This is a genomic window from Flaviramulus aquimarinus (genome assembly GCF_039543205.1).
Classification (GTDB): Bacteria; Bacteroidota; Bacteroidia; order Flavobacteriales; family Flavobacteriaceae; genus Flaviramulus_B; species Flaviramulus_B aquimarinus.
Genome location: NZ_BAABJH010000007.1, coordinates 170,734 through 191,581 on the forward strand (window position 1 = coordinate 170,734; position 20,848 = coordinate 191,581).

Annotated in this window: 21 protein-coding genes and 1 riboswitch; of the genes, 11 read left to right on the forward strand and 10 right to left on the reverse strand. The window is 32.1% G+C overall.

Going from position 1 to position 20,848, the window contains the following annotated elements; translation table 11 throughout:
* Positions 1-128: 128 nt before the first annotated feature.
* The 3 genes from ABD941_RS14080 to ABD941_RS14090 all read right to left on the reverse strand — a co-directional run bounded on the left by ABD941_RS14080 (position 129) and on the right by ABD941_RS14090 (position 3,215).
* The gene (locus tag ABD941_RS14080; protein WP_345274776.1) at positions 129-923 is read right to left on the reverse strand and encodes an ABC transporter ATP-binding protein; all 795 of its coding nucleotides are present in this window, start codon (positions 921-923) and stop codon (positions 129-131) included.
* A 114-nt stretch (positions 924-1,037) separates the two neighbouring features.
* Positions 1,038-2,069, reverse strand: coding sequence for a FecCD family ABC transporter permease (locus ABD941_RS14085; protein ID WP_345274777.1), 1,032 nt, complete (start codon positions 2,067-2,069; stop codon positions 1,038-1,040).
* The gene (locus tag ABD941_RS14090) at positions 2,070-3,215 is read right to left on the reverse strand and encodes an ABC transporter substrate-binding protein (RefSeq protein WP_345274778.1); all 1,146 of its coding nucleotides are present in this window, start codon (positions 3,213-3,215) and stop codon (positions 2,070-2,072) included.
* Positions 3,216-3,285: 70 nt separating this feature from the next.
* Positions 3,286-3,557: riboswitch (cobalamin riboswitch) on the forward strand.
* A 30-nt stretch (positions 3,558-3,587) separates the two neighbouring features.
* Between ABD941_RS14090 and ABD941_RS14095 the strand changes: the two genes are divergently transcribed.
* Both ABD941_RS14095 and ABD941_RS14100 read left to right on the forward strand, forming a co-directional pair.
* A complete protein-coding gene (locus ABD941_RS14095) occupies positions 3,588-5,420 on the forward strand; it encodes a TonB-dependent receptor plug domain-containing protein (protein WP_345274779.1) in 1,833 nt (610 codons plus the stop codon).
* Between the two features lie 3 nt (positions 5,421-5,423).
* The gene (locus ABD941_RS14100; RefSeq protein WP_345274780.1) at positions 5,424-6,485 is read left to right on the forward strand and encodes a YncE family protein; all 1,062 of its coding nucleotides are present in this window, start codon (positions 5,424-5,426) and stop codon (positions 6,483-6,485) included.
* Between the two features lie 96 nt (positions 6,486-6,581).
* On the opposite strand, the gene ABD941_RS14105 is transcribed toward ABD941_RS14100, so the two are convergent.
* Together ABD941_RS14105 and ABD941_RS14110 are read right to left on the reverse strand one after the other, a co-directional pair.
* Positions 6,582-7,313: a Dph6-related ATP pyrophosphatase gene (locus tag ABD941_RS14105; protein ID WP_345274781.1), complete on the reverse strand. Its 732-nt coding sequence runs from the start codon at positions 7,311-7,313 to the stop codon at positions 6,582-6,584.
* Complete coding sequence (locus tag ABD941_RS14110) at positions 7,306-8,787, reverse strand: S41 family peptidase (RefSeq protein ID WP_345274782.1); 1,482 nt, start codon at positions 8,785-8,787, stop codon at positions 7,306-7,308. Before ABD941_RS14110 ends, ABD941_RS14105 begins: the two co-directional genes overlap by 8 nt.
* A 338-nt stretch (positions 8,788-9,125) precedes the next feature.
* Between ABD941_RS14110 and ABD941_RS14115 the strand changes: the two genes are divergently transcribed.
* The 4 genes from ABD941_RS14115 to ABD941_RS14130 are packed head-to-tail and all read left to right on the forward strand — an operon-like array spanning position 9,126 to position 11,257.
* On the forward strand, positions 9,126-9,635 hold the full coding sequence (locus ABD941_RS14115; protein ID WP_345274783.1) for an RNA polymerase sigma factor: 510 nt from the start codon (positions 9,126-9,128) through the stop codon (positions 9,633-9,635).
* Positions 9,622-10,092: a hypothetical protein gene (locus ABD941_RS14120; RefSeq protein WP_345274784.1), complete on the forward strand. Its 471-nt coding sequence runs from the start codon at positions 9,622-9,624 to the stop codon at positions 10,090-10,092. The genes ABD941_RS14115 and ABD941_RS14120 overlap by 14 nt, the downstream gene beginning before the upstream one ends.
* Positions 10,093-10,139: 47 nt before the next feature.
* On the forward strand, positions 10,140-10,700 hold the full coding sequence (locus ABD941_RS14125; RefSeq protein WP_345274785.1) for a DUF4252 domain-containing protein: 561 nt from the start codon (positions 10,140-10,142) through the stop codon (positions 10,698-10,700).
* A 14-nt stretch (positions 10,701-10,714) separates the two neighbouring features.
* Entirely contained in the window at positions 10,715-11,257 is a 543-nt protein-coding gene (locus ABD941_RS14130) for a DUF4252 domain-containing protein (protein ID WP_345274786.1), read from the forward strand.
* A 251-nt stretch (positions 11,258-11,508) separates the two neighbouring features.
* On the opposite strand, the gene purB is transcribed toward ABD941_RS14130, so the two are convergent.
* Positions 11,509-12,852 carry an adenylosuccinate lyase gene (gene purB, locus ABD941_RS14135; protein ID WP_345274787.1) on the reverse strand — a complete coding sequence of 448 codons (1,344 nt, stop codon included), beginning with the start codon at positions 12,850-12,852 and terminating at the stop codon, positions 11,509-11,511.
* Between the two features lie 106 nt (positions 12,853-12,958).
* Complete coding sequence (locus ABD941_RS14140; protein WP_345274788.1) at positions 12,959-13,534, reverse strand: adenylosuccinate lyase; 576 nt, start codon at positions 13,532-13,534, stop codon at positions 12,959-12,961.
* A gap of 37 nt (positions 13,535-13,571) precedes the next feature.
* On the opposite strand from ABD941_RS14140, the gene ABD941_RS14145 reads away from it, so the two are divergent.
* The 3 genes from ABD941_RS14145 to ABD941_RS14155 all read left to right on the forward strand — a co-directional run bounded on the left by ABD941_RS14145 (position 13,572) and on the right by ABD941_RS14155 (position 15,808).
* Positions 13,572-14,045 (forward strand): heme-binding domain-containing protein, encoded by a 474-nt coding sequence (locus ABD941_RS14145; protein ID WP_345274789.1) that lies wholly within the window; start codon positions 13,572-13,574, stop codon positions 14,043-14,045.
* 97 nt (positions 14,046-14,142) lie between these two features.
* Positions 14,143-15,378, forward strand: coding sequence for a glycosyltransferase family 4 protein (locus tag ABD941_RS14150; RefSeq protein WP_345274790.1), 1,236 nt, complete (start codon positions 14,143-14,145; stop codon positions 15,376-15,378).
* A 13-nt stretch (positions 15,379-15,391) separates the two neighbouring features.
* Positions 15,392-15,808 carry a cupin domain-containing protein gene (locus tag ABD941_RS14155; RefSeq protein WP_345274791.1) on the forward strand — a complete coding sequence of 139 codons (417 nt, stop codon included), beginning with the start codon at positions 15,392-15,394 and terminating at the stop codon, positions 15,806-15,808.
* On the opposite strand, the gene ABD941_RS14160 is transcribed toward ABD941_RS14155, so the two are convergent.
* Complete coding sequence (locus tag ABD941_RS14160) at positions 15,805-16,482, reverse strand: SIR2 family NAD-dependent protein deacylase (protein WP_345274792.1); 678 nt, start codon at positions 16,480-16,482, stop codon at positions 15,805-15,807. The genes ABD941_RS14155 and ABD941_RS14160 overlap by 4 nt on opposite strands.
* 76 nt (positions 16,483-16,558) lie before the next feature.
* Between ABD941_RS14160 and ABD941_RS14165 the strand changes: the two genes are divergently transcribed.
* Together ABD941_RS14165 and ABD941_RS14170 are read left to right on the forward strand one after the other, a co-directional pair.
* Positions 16,559-17,212, forward strand: coding sequence for a TrmH family RNA methyltransferase (locus ABD941_RS14165; protein WP_345274793.1), 654 nt, complete (start codon positions 16,559-16,561; stop codon positions 17,210-17,212).
* A 42-nt stretch (positions 17,213-17,254) separates the two neighbouring features.
* Positions 17,255-17,785 (forward strand): SRPBCC family protein, encoded by a 531-nt coding sequence (locus ABD941_RS14170; protein WP_345274794.1) that lies wholly within the window; start codon positions 17,255-17,257, stop codon positions 17,783-17,785.
* 59 nt (positions 17,786-17,844) lie between these two features.
* Here ABD941_RS14170 and ABD941_RS14175 read toward each other — a convergent pair whose 3' ends face one another.
* The gene (locus tag ABD941_RS14175) at positions 17,845-18,621 is read right to left on the reverse strand and encodes a carboxypeptidase-like regulatory domain-containing protein (protein ID WP_345274795.1); all 777 of its coding nucleotides are present in this window, start codon (positions 18,619-18,621) and stop codon (positions 17,845-17,847) included.
* A 93-nt stretch (positions 18,622-18,714) separates the two neighbouring features.
* Positions 18,715-20,532: a DEAD/DEAH box helicase gene (locus tag ABD941_RS14180; RefSeq protein ID WP_345274796.1), complete on the reverse strand. Its 1,818-nt coding sequence runs from the start codon at positions 20,530-20,532 to the stop codon at positions 18,715-18,717.
* Between the last annotated feature and the right edge of the window lie 316 nt (positions 20,533-20,848).

Consider the following 20,848-nt stretch of genomic DNA (forward strand, 5'->3'; position numbering starts at 1 on the left):
GATGAGAAATATATTCAAAGATAAATGTTTTGGTTGCTCTTACAAAGGTGTAAAGGTGCAAAGTTGTATGGAGCATATCAAATTATTCTCCACAAGGTTTTTTTATTGATTTAAACTGCAACTGAAAATTATTTTTTAACTCGAAAACTACCTGTTTTCTTATCAAAGCCAATTAAATCTTTTGGGAAAAGCGTTTCGAAAACACCATTTTCAATAAGGTTACAAGGCTCGTCAGAAAGAACCGTGTCATTAGTCATAACAATTAGATTATCACATAATTGAATGGCTAAATCTATTTCATGGGAAGAAAATAGAATTGTTTTATTGGTTTCTTTGGCTAGCCTTTGAAGTAGTTTTAAAATATAGGCTTTATGATACATATCGAGATGTGTGGTAGGTTCATCTAGAATGATTAAATCAGTATCTTGGGCTAAGGCGCGTGCAATCATAACTTTTTGTAATTGTCCATCACTTAACTCAAAACATTTTTTGTTTTTTAAATCGGATAAATTCGTTTGGTTTAAAGCGTTGTCAACAATTTTAATATCTTTTCCAGATAAGTTTCCAACCCAATTGGTATAAGGCTGTCTTCCCAAAGCCACCAATTCAAAAACCGATAAATTCTTAGAAGTAATTTGTTCGGTTAAAACCAAACTCATCACTTTTGCTAAGTCTATAGGGTTATAGTCTAAAATATTTTTTTCATTCAAAAGTATAGAACCTCTTAAAGGGTTTTGAATTTGTGTTAATGTCCTTAATAATGTAGATTTTCCAATACCATTAGCACCTATTAATCCAACCAGTTCGCCCTTTTTTAATTCAATATTGATGTTTGTGGCCACAACAGTTTTTGCTTTTTTTGAGGCATAACCAATGGATAAGTCATTCGTTTTTAAAATGATATGTTTATTTTTTTCTAACATGGATTGTGTTTTAAAAAAAACAAATTCCAATGACTAAATTCCAAAACCTTGCTCATACTTAAAAAGTACGAATTTTGGAATTTTGTTTTTATTGTTTTGGAATTTATATTCATATCAAAATATCATTTTTCGTTTTCTGACTAATAACCAAATAACTACGGGAGCGCCTACAAGCGAAGTGATAGCATTAATTGGTAAAGTTAAATCACTATTGGGTAATTGCGCAATAGTATCGCAAATAAGCATCACTATAGCACCAAATATAAAAACAGCAGGTAATAGTATTTTATGATTTGAGGTATTAAAAACTTGTCTAGTTATATGTGGAATAGCTAGACCAATAAATGCAATTGGTCCTGTAAAAGCCGTAATGGTTCCTGCTAATAAACTTGTTGCTATGATAATAGTTAAACGACTTTTTTTAATGTTCAAGCCTAAACTTTTGGCATAATTCTCTCCTAAAAGTAGTGTGTTTAAAGGTTTTATAGAAATAATACTTATAATGACTCCTAACCCATAAATGAGTAGCAAAATGAATAAATCGTTCCATGATAAATTTCCAAGACTTCCAAAGCCCCAAAAAATGTATTGTTGTAATTGTTCTGCAGAACCAAAATAGGAGAGTACACTAACAATTGCGGCGGTAATGCTAGCAAACATTAATCCAATTATTAAAATAGCCATGGTATCTCTAACTTTTATAGACACCATTAAAACAGCCAATAATACTAAAAAACTTCCTAAGCTAGCTGCAATAACAATACCCCATTTTGAAACAAAAAGCGATGCAAAAATACCACCAAAAAGTCCTGAACCTAAAATAACCAAAGCCACGCCCAAACTGGCTCCAGAACTAATTCCTAAAACAAAAGGCCCAGCTAAAGGGTTTTTAAACAAGGTTTGCATAAGTAACCCTGAAATGCCTAAGCCAGAACCTACAATAATGGCTGTAAATGCTTTTGGTAATCTGTAGTTTTGAATAATAAGTTGCCAAGTATCATGCTCAGTAGTATTTCCAATAAGACTATTAAAAATAGACTTTACAGGAATAAATACAGAGCCTAAGCTTATATTTATAAAAAAACAAAGTATTAAAACAGCTATTAAAACTATAAATGAAACTTGATATGTTTTTTGATTTACCAATTATTCTAAAGGTTTAAAAAAATAAGGTTTGTAATTTTTTAATACTTCTGGGTGACAAATTTTTATAAGGTCTTTTAAAACCATATCTGGTCTGGTCATTCCTAATTCATAATATAAAACACCACCGGTGGCACCAGTTGTATTTGTAAAGGTGTAAATGTTTTTGTTTTGAAATGCTTTGAATATGGTATGGTTTTCATTAGCATTTTTTAAAGATTCTAAGCTAGAATAATTAGAGGGGTTTAGCCAGATGTCTGCATCTTTTGCTTTTACAAGAACAGATTCAAAATTTAATTTCAAACTACCAGAACCTTTAGTATCGCTCCAAAGATAATTTACATTGGCATCCTTTAAAAGTTGAGCTTCTGTGCTAGTTCCGTTTGGTAAATACCAAATATCGCTGTGCATGGCTCCACTCAAAATACTTGGTTTGGTTTTTACATTTTGGGCTAATAACTTTGCATCCATATAGTTCTTTTCAATATGGTTAAAAATAGAATCAGCTTCCTTTTCTTTATTGAATAAAGCACCAAAAAACTTTATCCATTCAGCTTTTGCTAAAGGTGAATTTTCAACCCAATCGCCATTAAAAACTACAGGAATTCCTGATTTTTTAATAGTTTCTAAAGAACGATTATTACCATCAATGCCAAAGCCTACAACCAAATCGGGATTTAATTCTAATAGTATTTCGGTGTTTAATCCATCATTTTTTCCAAGCTCTCTTATCTTTTTCTTATGTATTAGCTGCCTTACTTTTTTAGATGAAATAAAATCTATTCCAGGAAACCCAATTAAAGTTTGCGCTTCATTCAATAATTCTAAAGCAGGAATATGTGTGGTAGAAGTAACTACTATTTTTCTGATTGGTAGATGTATGATATTATCAAAACGGTTTTTTTTAGAATCCCAAAAAGCAACATCAGAATTATCTTTTAATAAAGCAAAACGATATTCTTTTTCTGATTGAGGCCATGGCCTTTTTATTTCTAAAACTTTATAGGTTCCGTAATCTTTGATAGAAAAACCTTTGGCATACTTTAGATTAAGAGTAGTGCTTTTTACGGGTTTTTTTGATTGTTTTCCAAGTTCGTTTTTACAAGAAATAACCAGCAATACTATTAATATAAAAGTAATCTTCTTCAATGTTAATTTTTTTATTGATTCAAAAGTAAGATTATTTAATGTTTTTAATGAAAGATTAAACATAATGTTTACTTTCGCAGAGAATTTTGGTTTCGTTCAATTTTAATTGAATGAATTAAAAGGGAATCTGGTGAAGCCATTTACGATTACCGATTTTAGATTTACGATTTTTATTGAGTATTAATTCGAAAATCGTATATCGTAATTTCTAATTCCAGAACTGTTCCCGCAACTGTAAGCTATCAAGCTTCATGTTCAACTTCAAGTCACTGAAGATTTATGCTTTGGGAAGACAAACATGAAGACGCAAGTCAGGAGACCTGCCATTTTTCACAATTCAAAACAACTTTCGGGAGAAAAGTATTTGAGATTATGAAATTAATTATTGGCATCTTATTTATTTCTGTTTTTAGCATATCAATTCATGCTCAAACTTTTGTGGATTCTATTCAGAAGCTAGATGAAGTTGTATTGAGTGATGTTAAACTAAAACGTTATGCTACAGGGTATAAAGTAACAGTGCTTAGCGATTCAATTCTTAAAAAAAACAATACGTCTTTAACAGATGTTCTGCGGTTTAACTCAAATATTTATTTAAAAGAAAATGGTTATGGTATGGTGTCATCTCCCTCATTTAGAGGGACTAATGCCTCACAAACTGCCGTTGTTTGGAATGGTATAAATATTAATTCTCAACTTAATGGGCAAACGGACTTTAATACCGTAAGTACATCAAATTATAATGCCATAGCTATTAGAAGTGGAGGTGGAAGTGTACAATATGGTAGTGGTGCTATTGGAGGAAGTATTCATTTAAATAATGAATTAAAGTTTTATTCACATGCTGAAAACAGATTAAAATTGGCTTATGGAAGTTTTAACACCAAACAAATCGCATTAAATTCTTCTTTTGGTAACAACTTATGGACTGCCACTATTGGTGCCGCTTATAATCATTCAGATAATGATTATAAGTTTTTAGGAACAAATATGAAAAACGAAAATGCGGCATTTGATAATTTAGATTTAAACTTCAATCTTGGTTATGTGGTTTCCAAAAAAGATGTTTTAAAATTGTATCATCAAAATTTTAAAAGTGACAGGGAGTTTTCATCAACATTAGTAGCGCCCTCAGATAGTAAATATATAAGCAAAGACTATCGTACCATGCTGGAGTGGGTAAGAATTTCTGGGAGTGTAAGTTCTAAGTTGAAAGCTGTTAATTTACTAGAAGAGTTTAAGTATTTTGAAAATAAAAATAGTTCTAATTTTTCCAAAGGAAAGGCAAATACATGGTTGTTTAAGTATAATTTTAACTATAAGTTTTCTGAAACTCTAGAGTTAAATGCTATTTCAGATTACAGCTATATTACAGCAAGAGGAAATAGTTTTAGTAATCCCAAACGCAATGCATTTTCCGTTACTACTATTTTAAGTCATAGACCCTTACCAAAACTACAATATGCGTTAAGTGTTAGACAAGATGTTATTTCGAATTTTAAAAGCCCACTTGTTTATTCCGTTGATGCTAGTTTTAAAGCAACAAAGCATTATACCTTAAAAATCAATGCTTCTAAAAATTATAGAGTACCAACATTTAATGATTTGTATTGGCAACCTGGTGGCAATTTGGATTTAAAACCAGAATCATCCTTTCAAATAGATTTAGGTCAGGAGGTTTTTGTTAAAGATTTTAATTTTAGCCTGAATGGATTTTACATCAAGAGTTCAGATTTAATTCAATGGCGCCCAAATAGTAGTTTAGGTTATTGGAACCCTGTTAATATTGCAAATGCCGACCATTATGGAATCGAATTTGGCTTAGATGTTAATAAGAAAATTAATAAACATAGTCTTAATCTAAATTCTAATTACTCCTATACGATTGCAAGAGATTTAGATAAAGCACAAGATTTATTTTATGTGCCAACTCATAAGGCAAATGCAGCTGTTTCGTATAACTACAAATTCTTCACAATGTTTTACCAGCATTTATATAATGGAGAAGTTACCATTATTGGCGATGAATTAAAGGGTTTTGATGTGGGTAATCTTGGACTTTCTTATGCATTTAATGCAAATAATTCCTGGGAGTATATATTGGATTTTAAGCTTAACAATTTATATAACGTCTATTACGAAAATGTGTCATTAAGACCCATGCCAAACAGAAATTTTACTATACAATTAACATTTAAATTTTAAACTATGAATTTTAAAAGAATTACAGTATTACTATTAACAATAACATTTATTTTTACGTCTTGTAGTAGTGATGATGATGCGAATATACCAGTTCCTAAGGGCGATTATGAAAATGGTATTTTAATTTCTCATGAAGGGAATTTTGGACAAGGAAATGCTTCAGTTTCATTTGTGTCTTATGATTTAGACACCGTTGAAAACAATTTATTTAACACCATTAATGGTTCGCTTTTAGGAGATACTGCGCAAAGTGTAGCATTTTATAATGATTTGGCATATATCGTTTTAAATGTTTCTAATACAATAGAAATTGTTAACCGTTATACGTTTGAATCGGTTGCAACGATTAATTCTGGATTAAGCAACCCAAGATACATTGCTTTTTCAAACGAAAAAGGCTATGTTACGAATTGGGGAGATGGAGGTAATGCAGCAGATGATTATGTGGCTATTATAAATTTAAGCACGAATACTTTAGAGGCTAATTCCATTTCAGTTGTTGAAGGACCAGAAGAAATTATTGCCACAGGTAATACAATTTATGTAGCGCAACAAGGAGGGTTTAGCCAAAATGATAAAGTATCTGTTATTGATACAACAACCGATACCGTTACAGCAACTATTACTGTAGGTGATGTTCCTAACTCCTTGCAATTTGATACTTCTGGAAATTTGTGGGTACTTTGCGGTGGGAAACCTTCATGGACAGGAAGTGAAACTGCTGGAAAACTATTTAAAATAAATACAGCTAATAATGATACGACGTCAATAGATTTTGCTACTACAGAGCATCCAAATTTTTTATCTGTTGAAAATGATAATATATACTATCTTCTTGGTGGGGCTGTATATAAAATGGCTGCTTCTTCAACCGTTTTACCAAATGCTTCAGAGATTACAGGACTTAATTTATATAATATGAATGTAAATAATGGAATATTATATGGTGTTGATGCAGGAGATTTTACAAGTAATGGAACGGTAACATCTTACGATTTATCCACAAATACATTAATCAATACAGCTACTGTAAATATTATTCCAGGAGGTATATATTTTAATTAAAAGTCTAAGATTAAATATAAATTGATAACCTACAGGGGATTAAAGCCTTGTAGGTTTTTTATTTTAGGAGTCTTTAAAACTTTAAATAATTTTGATTTATAACGATTCAGGAATCAAATCACAATACCAAACCCCATATTTTTCAGAATCACTTTTACAAATAGAATCGTTATTAGATTTAGGGGCGTTATATTCACGATACACTTTTTCGCCTATGCTAAAAGCTATAGGGTTTTTAAAAATAGGACCATCAAAACAAAAGGTGTGAAATTCGCCATTTTCCCCACAAGGGTCAACGCCTTCCGGTAAATTATCAATAAAGTGTTTGTCTATAATTGTTCCAACAAATTCTTTGCCAAAATATTTAGAATTGGCACAAACAATAATGGTTTTAAACCCCAAATCTAAAAACGTATTAAGAAGTTCTTTAGTGTCTCGTTTCCAAATAGGGAAAACAGCTTTAAAACCTTGTTTGTCTAATTGTTCTTCTCTATAAACCCTGAGGTCTTCAAGAAAAATATCACCAAAAGCACTATGGGTATAACCATCGTTTTTTAACTTGGTAACAGTTTCAAGCATTTTTTGTTCATAGATGTTCATACTTGGCATTTCTGGCAATTCTATTAAACTGGCAGGAATATTTAAAGCCTTGGTTTGGTCTATTAAGAGTTCTTTTCTTAGCCCATGCATAGACACCCGATTATAATGGCCATTTACAGTGGTAATCAGCTCACCAACACTATAATGTTCATCTTGCAATAAATAATATAATGCTAAAGCGGAATCTTTGCCTGAACTCCAGTTGAAATAGGTTTTGTGTTTATTCAACTAAAAAGCGATTTAAAAGATCTAATGGTATTTCTTTTTCAGTATACATGCCTACTTCAAAAGGTTCAAAATCTTCACTTCCATGGGTGACTTTAAGAAAACTGGATTTTAATTTAGGAAAACGTCCCGTACCCATAATACGAGAAATAGCAGCTGCCAAAAGTGGTTCATTTACATTTCCTAAAATACCTAAATTATTAAATTGTTCCCCTAAAACAATATCAGGATCAAGACCATTAAAATAGTCTGTAACCCCATTAATATTAAGTGATTTGTAAATTAAAGGCTGCATAGCATAAGCATGACGCTGATTAACACCTTGTCGTCTAAAATTTGGGGAGTCATATACGGTAATTGACGCTTGGTATTTTCCAGCCGTTGCTGTACCTATTTGAACAACATCAATATAAGGCCTTAACGAATTAATAACCAGTTCGCTTGCAGAAGCACTGCTTTTAGTTGTTAAGACATAAACTTTAGTAAGGTTTAAGTTATTTAAAGACGCGTCATTATCATTATTTAAAAATCTATTTATTAATTGCTCAGGATTTTGGTCTTGTAACGCTTCTTGGAACTCTGGATTCCACTGTTCCGTATTAAAAATAGCGCCAGCAAATTGTCCAGTAATTAAACTTGATAGCAAAGTGGCTGTGTATACAGACCCACCAGGGTTATAGCGTAGATCTAAAACCAATTCATTGATGTTGCCACTTTTAAATGTTCCAAAAACAGCATTTAATTCAGAATTAAATTGGTCTGTACCTGTAAATCCATTATACATTAAATATCCAATTTTTGTGTTACTAAGATCTAGAATGGAATGTATTAGAATTGGATTTTCAGTATAAGTTGATTTTGATAACGAAATACTTTCTGAGGTTTGATTTACAGAATCATCATTGGTTTCAGGGGTGCTATTATCATCATAAGCCCCTAAATTGATAGTGTAACTGTTCTGCCTTAAAAGTTGTGAGGAATTGCTGCTTGTAAGCGGTATACCGTCAATTCCATAAAAAATATCACCGCGTTTAATGCCCTTAGATTCGGCATCCGTATTCGGTAATACATGCGTAACAACACCATATCGATTGGTATCTGTTTCCGAAAATTTAAAAAGCTGATACTCCATACCATTATTGCTTGTAGTACCACTTAAGAATTGCTCTAAAGCAATATAATCATCAACGATCCAACTAAACCTATCTACATTTTCTCGATTATAAATTAAGTCTTCAAATAAGCTTTTGGGGTTTTGAAAACCATCCAAATAATCTAAATAGTCATTACTGGTCGAAAAACGATTATTTGCTAAATTGGGAACATCCTCTTTATATAAATAATAAAGGTTCATCCCTTTCCATACAAAGTCATTTATTTCAGCTGTAGTAATTGGAATATCATCATTATCTTCAAAACAACCAATATTAGAATATGTAACTAAAAGGAGTAGGGCCAGGGCTTTAAAATTTTTCATAGCGTTTTCAATTTCAAGTTTAGTCCTTAAAACCCTAAATTTACTTACATTATTGTTTAATACCAATTATTATTTAAAATTGTTATTTAAGACTATTTAACCAATACACGAGGACTTAGAGTGATTGATGGTGTTTAACCATAACCTTTAGGCAGCCCTCTGCGTAAGGGATTGAGCAATTGTTGGAGCTCCTCGCAGAGAGCGACTTGTGAAAGCCCGACCCGATAGGGTTACGCCCTAATATTTATTTTTTTTATTAGTGATGTAACAAAACATATATGTGGTCGTCGTAATATCAAATAGCCATAACTAAGCTGTTTTAATTAAACCAAACCAAAATGACTCAAACAGAGTTTTTAAATATTGTAATGCCTTTTAAGGATAAAGTATTTCGTTTAGCTAAGCGATTGCTCGTATCTACAGAAGAAGCTGAAGATGCAACGCAAGAGGTTTTGTTGAAATTATGGAAAAATAAAGCAAAAATACAAGATTATAAAAATGTAGAAGCGTTTTCGATGACCATGACCAAGAATTTTTGTTTTGATAAATTAAAATCTAAACAAGCACAAAACTTAAAAATTGTTCATAGTAATTATGAAGAGAAAAATACACCATTACAAAAACAAGTTGAATTAAATGATAGTGTAAACTGGGTAGCAAAAATTATAGAAGATTTACCTGAACAACAAAAAATGATCATTCAACTTAGAGATATAGAAGAATATGATTATGATGAGATTGCCAAAATGCTGGATATGAACAATACAGCAGTACGTGTAAACTTATCTAGAGCAAGAAAAACAATACGAGAAAAATTAACTAATACACATAATTATGGTATTAAATAATATAGAAAATTTACTTGAAAAATACGAGAACGGGGAAACCACTCTACAAGAAGAGCAAGTGTTGAAAAACTATTTTTCCAGCGACACTGTAGCACCTCATTTAGAAATGTACAAACCCATGTTCGACTATTTTTTGGTAAACCAGCAAGAACAATTTACTAAAGACGTTCCATTAAAAACTAAGACAATTTTTAATTACAAATGGATTTCTGTTGCAGCAGTAGTAGTTCTTACATTAGGGTTTTATTTTGGCAAATCATTTAACAATGATTTAGGTACCATTGAAGACCCACAATTAGCTTTTAACGAAGTTTCAAAATCATTAGAAATGATTTCCAGTCACTTTAATAAAGGCACATCAACCGTTGGATATTTAAATGAAGTCAATAAAGGTACTTCAACACTTGGGTATCTTAACGAAATTGAAAACACAACAGGTATAATTTTTAAAAATTAGTTAATCAAAAAATGATGAAAAATTTAAATACATTAAAAACAAGAACAATGAAAAATAAATTAATAGTATTCGTAATGGCCATAATGTTATTACCATTAACAGGGATGGCTCAAAAAAATATCTTTGAAAAATATAGTGATGACTCAGATGTTACCTATGTGTCTATAAAACCCAAAATGTTTCAAATGATAGCCAAAATGGGTATTAATGTTGAAGATGAAGAAGCAAAGGCGTATATGGATATGGTAAAAAGTATCACGAGTTTTAAAACTATAGTAACAGATAATACATCCATTTCAGCAGATATTTCAAAGTGGGTAAAATCGCGTTCAAGTGCCTTAGAAGAATTAATGGAAGTTAAGGATGATGGTACCGAAGTGAAGTTTTATGTAAAAGAAGGTAAAGATGCAGACCATGTAAAAGAACTTTTAATTTTTGTAAATGGTGTTGATAAAGTTATGGAAGATAAGATTGAAATTAACGGAAAGGAACGTAAAATTGAAACCGTAATAGTTTCACTTACTGGCGATATTGATCTTAATGAAATATCTAAGCTTACCGATAAAATGAATATCCCAGGCGGAAAGCATTTAAACAAAGCTAACTAAGTAAGTCATCAATCATGAAACGAACAATCATATATTTAGTATACACCTTATTAACCGCAGTTGTTTTAACAAGCTGCGGTAAAGGTGAAAGCTTACAGCGTTATTATGTAGACCATCAAGAGGCAAAAAACTTTATATCGCAAGATATTCCTCTGTCTATGATGAAAATCGATAAGACCAATTTTACAGAAGATCAAAACGAAGCTTATAAGTCTGTAAGTAAGTTGAATTTTTTGGGTTACAAAACCAATGAAACAGATACTGAAACATTTAACGCAGAATTTGCAAAAGTTAAAACGATTTTAAGTGATAGTAAGTATAACGATTTAATGGAGTTTAGCGATAAAGGCAATAAAATTTCAGTAAAGTATATTGGTACAGATGATACTGCCGATGAAGTGATTGTTTTTGGAAGCTCTAAAGAACTAGGTTTTGGAATTGTTAGGATTTTAGGTGATGATATGAGTCCTGATAAAATGGTAACCTTAATAGGAGCGTTACAAGAAGCCAATATTGGCGAAGATCAAATAGAAGATATTATGAATTTCTTTAAGTAATTTATAGTCCATTATATCAATAAAAAAGCTTCCATTTTGGAAGCTTTTTTATTTTATCTCTTTTTGTTTATCAACATCTTTTTTGGGTTTGTAGTTCAAATAAAAAAGGTTGATAATAATGCTAAAAAATATAATGGTAAGAGCTGTTAAAACCACAAAATTATTTAGAACATCTAGTATGCCGAACACAAAAAAACTTATGGTCAAAATACCCGTAAGAATTAAAGCTTGCTTATCGTTTAACATAAATATTATATTCCAGTATAGTTACTAGGTGTAATACGCTTTAATTCTTCTTTTATTGTATCAGAGACCTCTAAAGTGTCAATAAAATTGGAAATAGAATCTTTATTTATTTTAGAATTTGTTCGCGTTAAGCCTTTTAAAGCTTCATAAGGATTTGGGTAAGCCTCACGACGCAAAATGGTTTGAATGGCCTCGGCCACAACAGCCCAGTTGTTTTCTAAATCCTCAGCAAACTTACTTTCATTTAGCAATAACTTATTTAAGCCTTTTAAAGTAGATTTAAAGCCAATTAGAGTATGCCCAAATGGAACACCAACATTACGTAAAACGGTGCTGTCCGTTAAATCACGTTGTAATCTAGAAACAGGTAGTTTAGCAGAAAGGTGTTCGAAAATGGCATTGGCAATCCCTAAGTTTCCTTCAGAATTTTCAAAATCTATAGGGTTTACTTTGTGCGGCATTGCCGAACTTCCAACTTCACCAGCTTTAATCTTTTGCTTAAAGTAATCCATAGACACGTAAGTCCATATGTCTCGGTCTAAATCAAGGATAATGGTATTAATACGTTTTAAAGTATCAAACAGGGCAGCCATGTGGTCGTAATGCTCAATTTGAGTTGTTGGGAACGAGTGCTGTAACCCTAGTTTTTCTTGTACAAATGTACGACCAAAAGCTTTCCAGTCAATATTAGGATAAGCCACATGATGTGCATTAAAATTACCCGTTGCACCTCCAAATTTTGCTGCGCTTGGTATATCATTTAATAAATTAAATTGTTCTTCAAGACGTACTACAAAAACCTCAATTTCTTTACCAAGTCGCGTTGGGGAGGCTGGTTGCCCGTGTGTTCTTGCCAACATGGACACTTCAGTCCAATCTTTAGATAATTCCTTAAGTTTCCTTAAAACTATTAAATATTCAGGAACATAAACCGTGTTCATGGCTTCCTTAATACTTAAAGGAATAGCTGTATTGTTAATATCTTGAGAGGTAAGTCCAAAATGAATAAACTCTTTGTATTCTGATAAACCTAAGGCGTCAAATTTTTCTTTTATAAAGTACTCAACCGCCTTAACATCATGGTTAGTAATGCTTTCGATTTTTTTAATAGCCAGCGCATCTTCCGATGAGAAATCGTTATAAATAGCTCTTAAATTATCAAAAATATTAGTATCAACAGATTGAAGTTGTGGTAACGGGATTTCACAAAGTGCAATAAAATATTCTATTTCAACTAAAACACGATATTTTATTAAGGCTTCCTCAGAAAAATAAGGAGCTAACTCGCTAACTTTACTTCTATATCGTCCATCAATTGGAGAGATGGCGTTTAATGCTGATAATGACATATTAGTTTGATTTTTTAAAGTTGCAAAGATACGTTTTTGATTTACGTTTTACACTTTTTGATTTACGATTTTTGACTCAAATATTGGAATGAATAGAATTTGATATTTAAGGCTTGGGATTTTTTTTGATTTTTTTTAAAATATGTTTGGCTCTGGCCTTAAAACCAGAACTTTGCATTTGGAAATCGCGTTCAAGAATAAGTGCCAATTCAGGATGTACCCAATCGTATTCTTTTCCAAATAAAAATAAGGTATTCATAGAATAAGCCTTTGGTGCGATTTTTTCATCATTAATCATGTAATCAAAACAGGTTTCAATAATACGCTCCTTGTGTATTTCGGTAAGTGCTTTTTTGATGTTATTATCTGTTTTAGAGGTGTAGGCTTTTGCCAGAAATTCACAAATTTTAGCCACTGGTCGAACCGCAGAGTCTAAATGAATTTTTTGCATGTTTTTGGTAAATATATCTAAGTACGGTATTATGGTGTCAATATCATTGTTACACATAAATTCAAAGACCCATGCGGCTCGAGGCGATATTTTGTCATCAACCATAAAGAGAATCTCCAATAATTTGGGAACCAAACTAGGATTGTTTTGCATTAAATGGGCATAATGTAACCGTTTTTCACGTGAGTGATTTACATAGTTTAATTCTTTGTATAGTTCAGTTGTAGTCAAAACGATTTTCTTATTTTTATACAATAAAAGTATTAAAATGAAAATTATAAAAAAAGGAGGCATTCTATTGTTAATTGTGTTTGTGCTAATCCAATGTTTTGGCCCTGAAAAAAATGTTGGTGATTTAAGTTCTATAGATGCTTTCTTAGTTGAAACTAATCCGCCAGAAGACGTAAAAAATATTTTAAAAGAAACGTGTTACGATTGCCATAGTAATGTAACCAGATACCCTTGGTATAATAGTATAACTCCAGTAAATTATTGGTTGGCAGGACATATAAAGGACGGGAAAAAGCATTTTAATATGTCTAACTGGGCAGACAATTCTACAAATCGAAAAGACCATAAATTTGAAGAACTTATAGAAATGGTTGAAGCTAAAAACATGCCTTTAAAATCATATACATGGACGCATACTAAAGCCAAATTGACAGATCAACAAATAAAATCTGTTTTGAATTGGGCCAAACTCGTGAGGCTAAAATACACTTTAGCCCCCAAACCTGAGTAAAGCTCTAATATCAAAAATATAAACTTTAAACTCCAATATGGACTGTTTTTCATTTTGAATTTAGTTTTTTTGAAATTTGGATATTTTGGAATTTTTTATGAATAAAAAATTATTGATTATAGGTTTTGTATGGCCAGAGCCCAAAAGTTCTGCAGCTGGTAGTAGGATGATGCAGCTTATTGAAGTTTTTCAATCTGAAAACTATCAAATAACTTTTGCGAGCCCTTGTGCGAAAAGTGATAATGCTTTTAATTTAGAGAGTATTGGTATTTTACAAGCGGCTATAGAATTAAATAATTCTTCTTTTGATGGTTTTGTAAAAGGCTTAAATCCCGATGTGGTTCTGTTTGACCGTTTTATGATGGAGGAACAATTTGGATGGCGAGTTGTGGAGCATTGCCCTAATGCTTTACGACTTTTAGATACCGAAGATTTACATGGTTTAAGAAAAGGGAGACAACAAGCTTTTAAGGATGGTAAACCATTCGATACAACCTATTTATTCAATGATACCGCAAAACGCGAAATAGCAAGTATTTATAGATGTGATTTAAGTTTGATTATTTCTGAAGCTGAAATGGATATTCTTAAAAATGATTTTAAAGTTGATGAATCCTTATTGTTTTATTTACCTTTTATGTTAGACAAAATTTCAGATGAAGCCATTAAAAGCTTACTAGAATTTGAAGACCGAAGTCATTTTGTAACTATTGGTAATTTTTTGCATGCCCCCAATTATAATGCCGTTTTGTATTTAAAAGAAACTATTTGGCCATTAATTAGAAAGCAATTACCTGAGGTTAATTTAAAAATATATGGCGCTTATGCATCTCAAAAAGTAAATCAGCTTCATAACGAAAAGGAAGGTTTTTTAATTATGGGTTTTACTGAAGATGCAAGTGAAGTTATGCAACAGGCTAAAATTTGTTTGGCACCCGTTCGTTTTGGAGCAGGTTTAAAAGGCAAATTAGTAGATGCTATGCAAAATGGAACACCATGTATTACATCAACAGTTGGAGCAGAAGGGATGTTTGGTGATATTGAAACTAATGGTTTTGTTGAGGACAGTCCACAAGAATTTGCAAATAAAGCTCTACTGTTATATGAAAATAAAAACCTTTGGAATGAAAAGCAGGCAAATGGGTTTAGTATTATTAATACACGTTTTTGGAAAGCAGCACATCAAAACAAATTTTTAATTTCAATTGAAGAAACGGTTCAACAACTCAATGAAAAACGACTTAACAATTTTACAGGTCAAATGTTGCAACACCATACCTTACAAAGCACTAAGTTTATGAGTAAATGGATTGAAGAGAAAAATAAAAATTAGACACCGAATTGTAATGAAAAACACATTGTTTATCCTTAGTTTTTTGATTTTATCGTCATGTGCTTCATATAAATTAAAAACTATTAAAGTTGTTAAATTAGCCGAGACTTCTAAAAGTTGGAATGGTGATGTGCTTCCTAATTATCCAAAGGGTAAACCAAAAATTACTGTACTAAAAATCACTATTCCTCCTAAAACAAAACTTCATAAACACTATCACCCAGTAATTAACTCAGGGGTTTTGCTAAAAGGAGAATTAAAGGTTGTAGATATTAATAATAATATTTTAATTTTAAAGGAAGGTGATGTTATTGTTGAACTTGTAAATAAAATACATTATGGTATAAATGAAGGTAAAAAACCTACTGAAATTGTTGTGTTTTATGCAGGCACACAAGATTTGCCCATTACTGTTTTAGAAGTAGATTAATTTTTTAAAAAGGTATTTAATATTTTCATTCCAACCGTAGCGGTTTCAGCAATAACCGTTAAACCTGTTTTGCTATCTATATTAGGTTTGGGATCAATAAAATAAGCAGGTGTATTTTCAGGAACATAATGCATCAAACTTGCTGCTGGGTAGACTTGCATAGACGTTCCAATAATGATTAATATATCAGCGGTTTCACAAATGCTTACTGCTTTTTCAATCATGGGAACATCTTCACCAAACCAAACAATATGAGGTCTAAGTTGATGCCCTTTATCACATAAATCACCTAAAACTAAATCAGATTTCCATTCCTGTATAGCGTTTGTATCAATAGTACTTCTAGCTTTAAGCAATTCGCCGTGCAAATGAATCACATTCGTGCTTCCGGCACGTTCATGTAAATCATCAACATTTTGGGTAATAACAGTGACTTTAAAATCGGTTTCAAGTTCAGCTAACTCATAGTGTGCTTGGTTGGGTTTAACTTCAAAAAGCTGCCTTCTGCGTTGATTATAAAAATCTAAAACCAATTCTGGATTTGTAGCAAAACCTTCAGGTGTAGCAACTTCCATAACATCGTGACCTTCCCACAACCCATCAGCATCCCTGAAGGTTTTAATACCGCTTTCTGCACTTATACCAGCTCCTGTAAGTACTATGATGTGTTTCATAAAATTGTTCTTTTGTCATTCCTGTGACGATGATAATCTCATCAAATTTAATAACTTAGATAAAATTTTACTAATAATGACAGACTTAAAGCTCCTAAATCATCTCGAATCTTATCTAACTGAACATAGAAAAGATCGCTTTGAAAGCGTTTTATTGCAGCGTACCAAGCATTTTACGGTAGCTACAGAAGATGTGTATCAGCTCCATAACACAAGTGCGGTAATACGCAGTTGTGATGTATTTGGTATACAGGAAGTCAATATTGTGGAAGAACAAAATTCAAAACGTATTGATAAGGAAATTGCTATGGGAGCTCAAAAGTGGGTTGATTTAAACCGATATCATTCTGTAAATAATTGTATTTCGGATTTAAAAAATAAAGGTTATCAAATTGTGGCAACAACACCGCATGCTAATAATTGTGAATTACAAGATTTTGATGTTACTAAAAAATCATGTTTTTTCTTTGGAAGAGAAACGGAAGGGTTATCTCAAGACGTTTTGGACGCTGCCGATTGTTTTTTAAAAATACCTATGGTTGGTTTTACCGAGAGTTTGAATATTTCGGTATCTGCAGCTATAATTTTACAGTATGTTACTTCAAAACTAAGACAAACGGATGTTAATTGGCAATTATCTAAAAACGAAATGCATGATAAGCGTTTAGATTGGTGTGAAAAAACAATAAAGAGTTATGATGATATTGTAGATCGTTTTTATAATCCGTAATAAATTTATTAACTTTAAAGCTTTAATTAACAAGTTGTTATCATGTATATTGTGCTTTATGCTATTATTGTCATTGTTACTGTATTTGTGTTTTTAGTGTTAATAGCACCGAAAAGTTATGAGGTGAATAGAAGTATTGTTATTAAAAGGCGACTTTCGGAAGTGTTTCAATATTTAAAGTATATTAAGAACCAAGACTATTGGTCGCCTTGGAAAAGAAAGGATCCAAATATGAAACAAGAGTATTTGGGAAATGATGGGGAAGTAGGGTTTATTGTAAAATGGGAAGGTAATCATGATGTTGGAATTGGTGAGCAGGAAATACTTGAAATTAAAGATAATGAAGAAATAAAATCGCAATTAAGGTTTTTTAAACCTTGGAAATCAGTTTCAGAGGCCCATATAAGGGTTCTTAAACTCGACAGAAACCAAACTGAGGTTACTTGGGGCTTTTCTGGAAATAACCCTATTCCGTTTAATATTTTCATGTTGTTTTTTAACTTTGAAAAAACAGTTGGAAAAGATTTTGAGGAGGGTTTAGCTAGCCTAAAAAACATATTAGAAGATAACTAATTAAGCAATGAATATGCTAGGCTAGTTTCAAGACATACTTTCTTAAATGTTTTTTAGAATTATAATCTTTTACTTCGGCCTCTACTAAGTAATTTATACTCTTCATAACATTCGCTAATGGCATCTAGAATTTGTAAATCGTTAGCAGTTTGTATAAACCCTTTTGAATAGTTGCACTGGCTTACAATTTCATCTAAATCAACACGATCCACTTGGAGTAGTACGGTAAGCATTTCCCTATCAAATCGCGATGCTAATAAATTTCTTATTTCATCATCTTGCTTCATTTTTTTAAGTTTACGCAACTCGTTTGGTTTCTTACCAAACATACGATGTAAAAAGTCTGCAGGGTTAAAAATAGAACCTATGACTTTGGTTAAACCCGATTTTTTGCTAGCTTCATATCCAGTACCTTCTAATCCAGAAATACTGTAGCGGTAATTATCATTAATGATAGGGACTTGTTTTATATCAACTTCTAGATAACCTGTTAATTTTAATTGATTTACAACAACTTCTTCAAGAGCAAGCGCTAATTCCGTTAATTCAATTTTTGAACTTCCAAATTTTAACCAGTCATTGGTTACCCTAACTTTAATGGATTTAAAACCTAAATATGAAAAGTGAAGAGTATCGTTAACTTCAGCAGAAATACTAAATTCTCCTTTATTATTAGTAGTTGTACCTATAACCTGATTAAGATTAACGATGTTTACGCTTTCAAGAGCGGAATCGTCTGCTGAATTAATTACAACTCCTAAGACTTTGTCTGCTTCTTGAGCTATACAAATAGTAGAAGTTAACAGAAAAGTAACGAATAAGATGTAATTCTTCATAGGCTTAAGTTCAATACCAAAAATACTAAACAAAACGGCAAAAAATACGGTAATGTTTTATTTTTGACTTAAAATTAACAAAAAAGTTTAGGCTTATCTTCTAGAACGCCTCGGTCTAGAGCTTCCAAAATCACTAGAATTTGAACGTCTAGGTTTTGAGTCGCTTTCGTTTCTGCGTCTATCACCTCGGTTTCCAGAAGCTCCTTTTTTATCATCGCGTTTACCACCACGTCTATCGTCACGTCTTCTTCCATCATCACGTTTTCCACCTCGTTTTCCGTCACGACGTCTTCCGCCGCCGCCACGGTTTTCAGACACTTCAACATTTACAAAACGCCCTTCGTGCTTAAAGTCGGTAAAATGTGCTAAGACTTTCTCTTTTAATTCATTTTCAGTATTAAAAAATGAGAAGCTATCTTTAGTTTCCACTTTAAAAACATCATCTCTACCCAGGTTTAATTGTTCTTTTAAGAAGTCTTTTAACTTCATCCAATCAAAGCCATCTTTACCGCCAACATTTATAAAATAGCGCGTAGAATTTTTACTGCCTCCAAAATCGCGTCCGCCTTCTCTGTCTCTAGAGTCTTCAGAAACATTTAAGTTTTTAGATTTGTTATAGTAGTTATAAAAACGTGTAAACTCAACCGAGAAGAATTTTTTAATCAATTCATCTTTATCCGTATCAGCAAATAGCTCGTTAATGTTAGCTAAATGTTTATCAATTTCATGATTAATCTCTGTGTTGTGTATTTTGTTAGCAAGTGACATTAATTGCACTTCGCAAATATCAGCACCATCAGGAATTTCTTTTTTATCAAATTGGCGTTTAATAATGCGCTCAATACTTTTAATTTTACGCACTTCACTTTTAGAAACAATGACCATTGAAATCCCGTTTTTACCAGCACGTCCAGTTCTACCAGAACGGTGAGTGTAGGTTTCAATCTCGTCAGGTAATTGGTAATTTATAACGTGTGTAATATCATCAACATCAATACCACGAGCAGCTACATCTGTAGCTACCAACATTTGGATTTGTTTATTTCTAAACGATTTCATCACGATATCACGCTGATTTTGACTCAAATCTCCATGTAACGCCCCAGCGCTATACCCATCTTCAATCAGTTTTTCAGCAACCTTTTGTGTATCACGTTTTGTTCTACAAAAAATAACCGAAAATATATCAGGATTAGCATCACTTAAACGTTTCAACGCTTGGTATCTATCTCTAGCATTTACTAAATAATATTCATGAGACACATTACTTGTACTCTCATTCTTATTTCCAACAGTAATTTCCTGTGGGTTATGCATAAAGTTTTTAGCAATTCTAGATACTTCTCTGGGCATAGTTGCTGAAAATAACCACGTGTTTTTATCTTCTGGTGTGTGCGATAAAATATCAGTAATATCCTCTTTAAAGCCCATGTTTAACATCTCATCAGCCTCATCTAAAACCGAATACTGGATTTTAGAAATATCAACCAAACGTCTGTTAATCATATCTTTCATACGTCCCGGAGTCGCCACAATAATTTGTGCACCACGTTTAATCTCACGTGCTTGGTCTGTAATACTAGACCCACCGTAAACTGCCACCACGTTAAGTCCTTTACAATATTTACCATACAATTTCATCTCGTTGGTAATCTGTAAACAAAGCTCTCTGGTAGGCGATAAAATTAAACCCTGCGTGGTTCTGCTAGCCACATCAATTTTCTCTAACATCGGAAAACCAAATGCTGCTGTTTTGCCTGTTCCTGTTTGGGCTAAAGCCACTAAGTCGGTTTCAGATTCTAATAAAATGGGGATTGCTTTTTCTTGTACTTCACTAGGTTTTTCAAATCCTAAATCTGTAATAGCTTGTAATAGGTCGTCATTAAGACCTAAATCTTGGAATGTGCTCATTCTTGTTTAATGTATGCGATTATGTTATGTTGTGTTACATAAAGAAGTGCATCGACATACTTAACCTTAAACTTCTAGCAACACATCCTCACCCTGAGGAATTTAAACTCGTCTTGAGTTTCAAGGCGCAAAGATACACTATTATTTGGATTATTTTTATTTGGGTGTTTTAACACGCTTTACTCATAGATTTCTATTGTAAATTTTGGAATTTGTGAATATGAATATTTCACTACTCAATCTTTTTGCTGAAAAGTAAAAAGAATTTCAAACATGCCGTTCAATCGTTAACGCACTTGTCCGCTAACCAATAGTT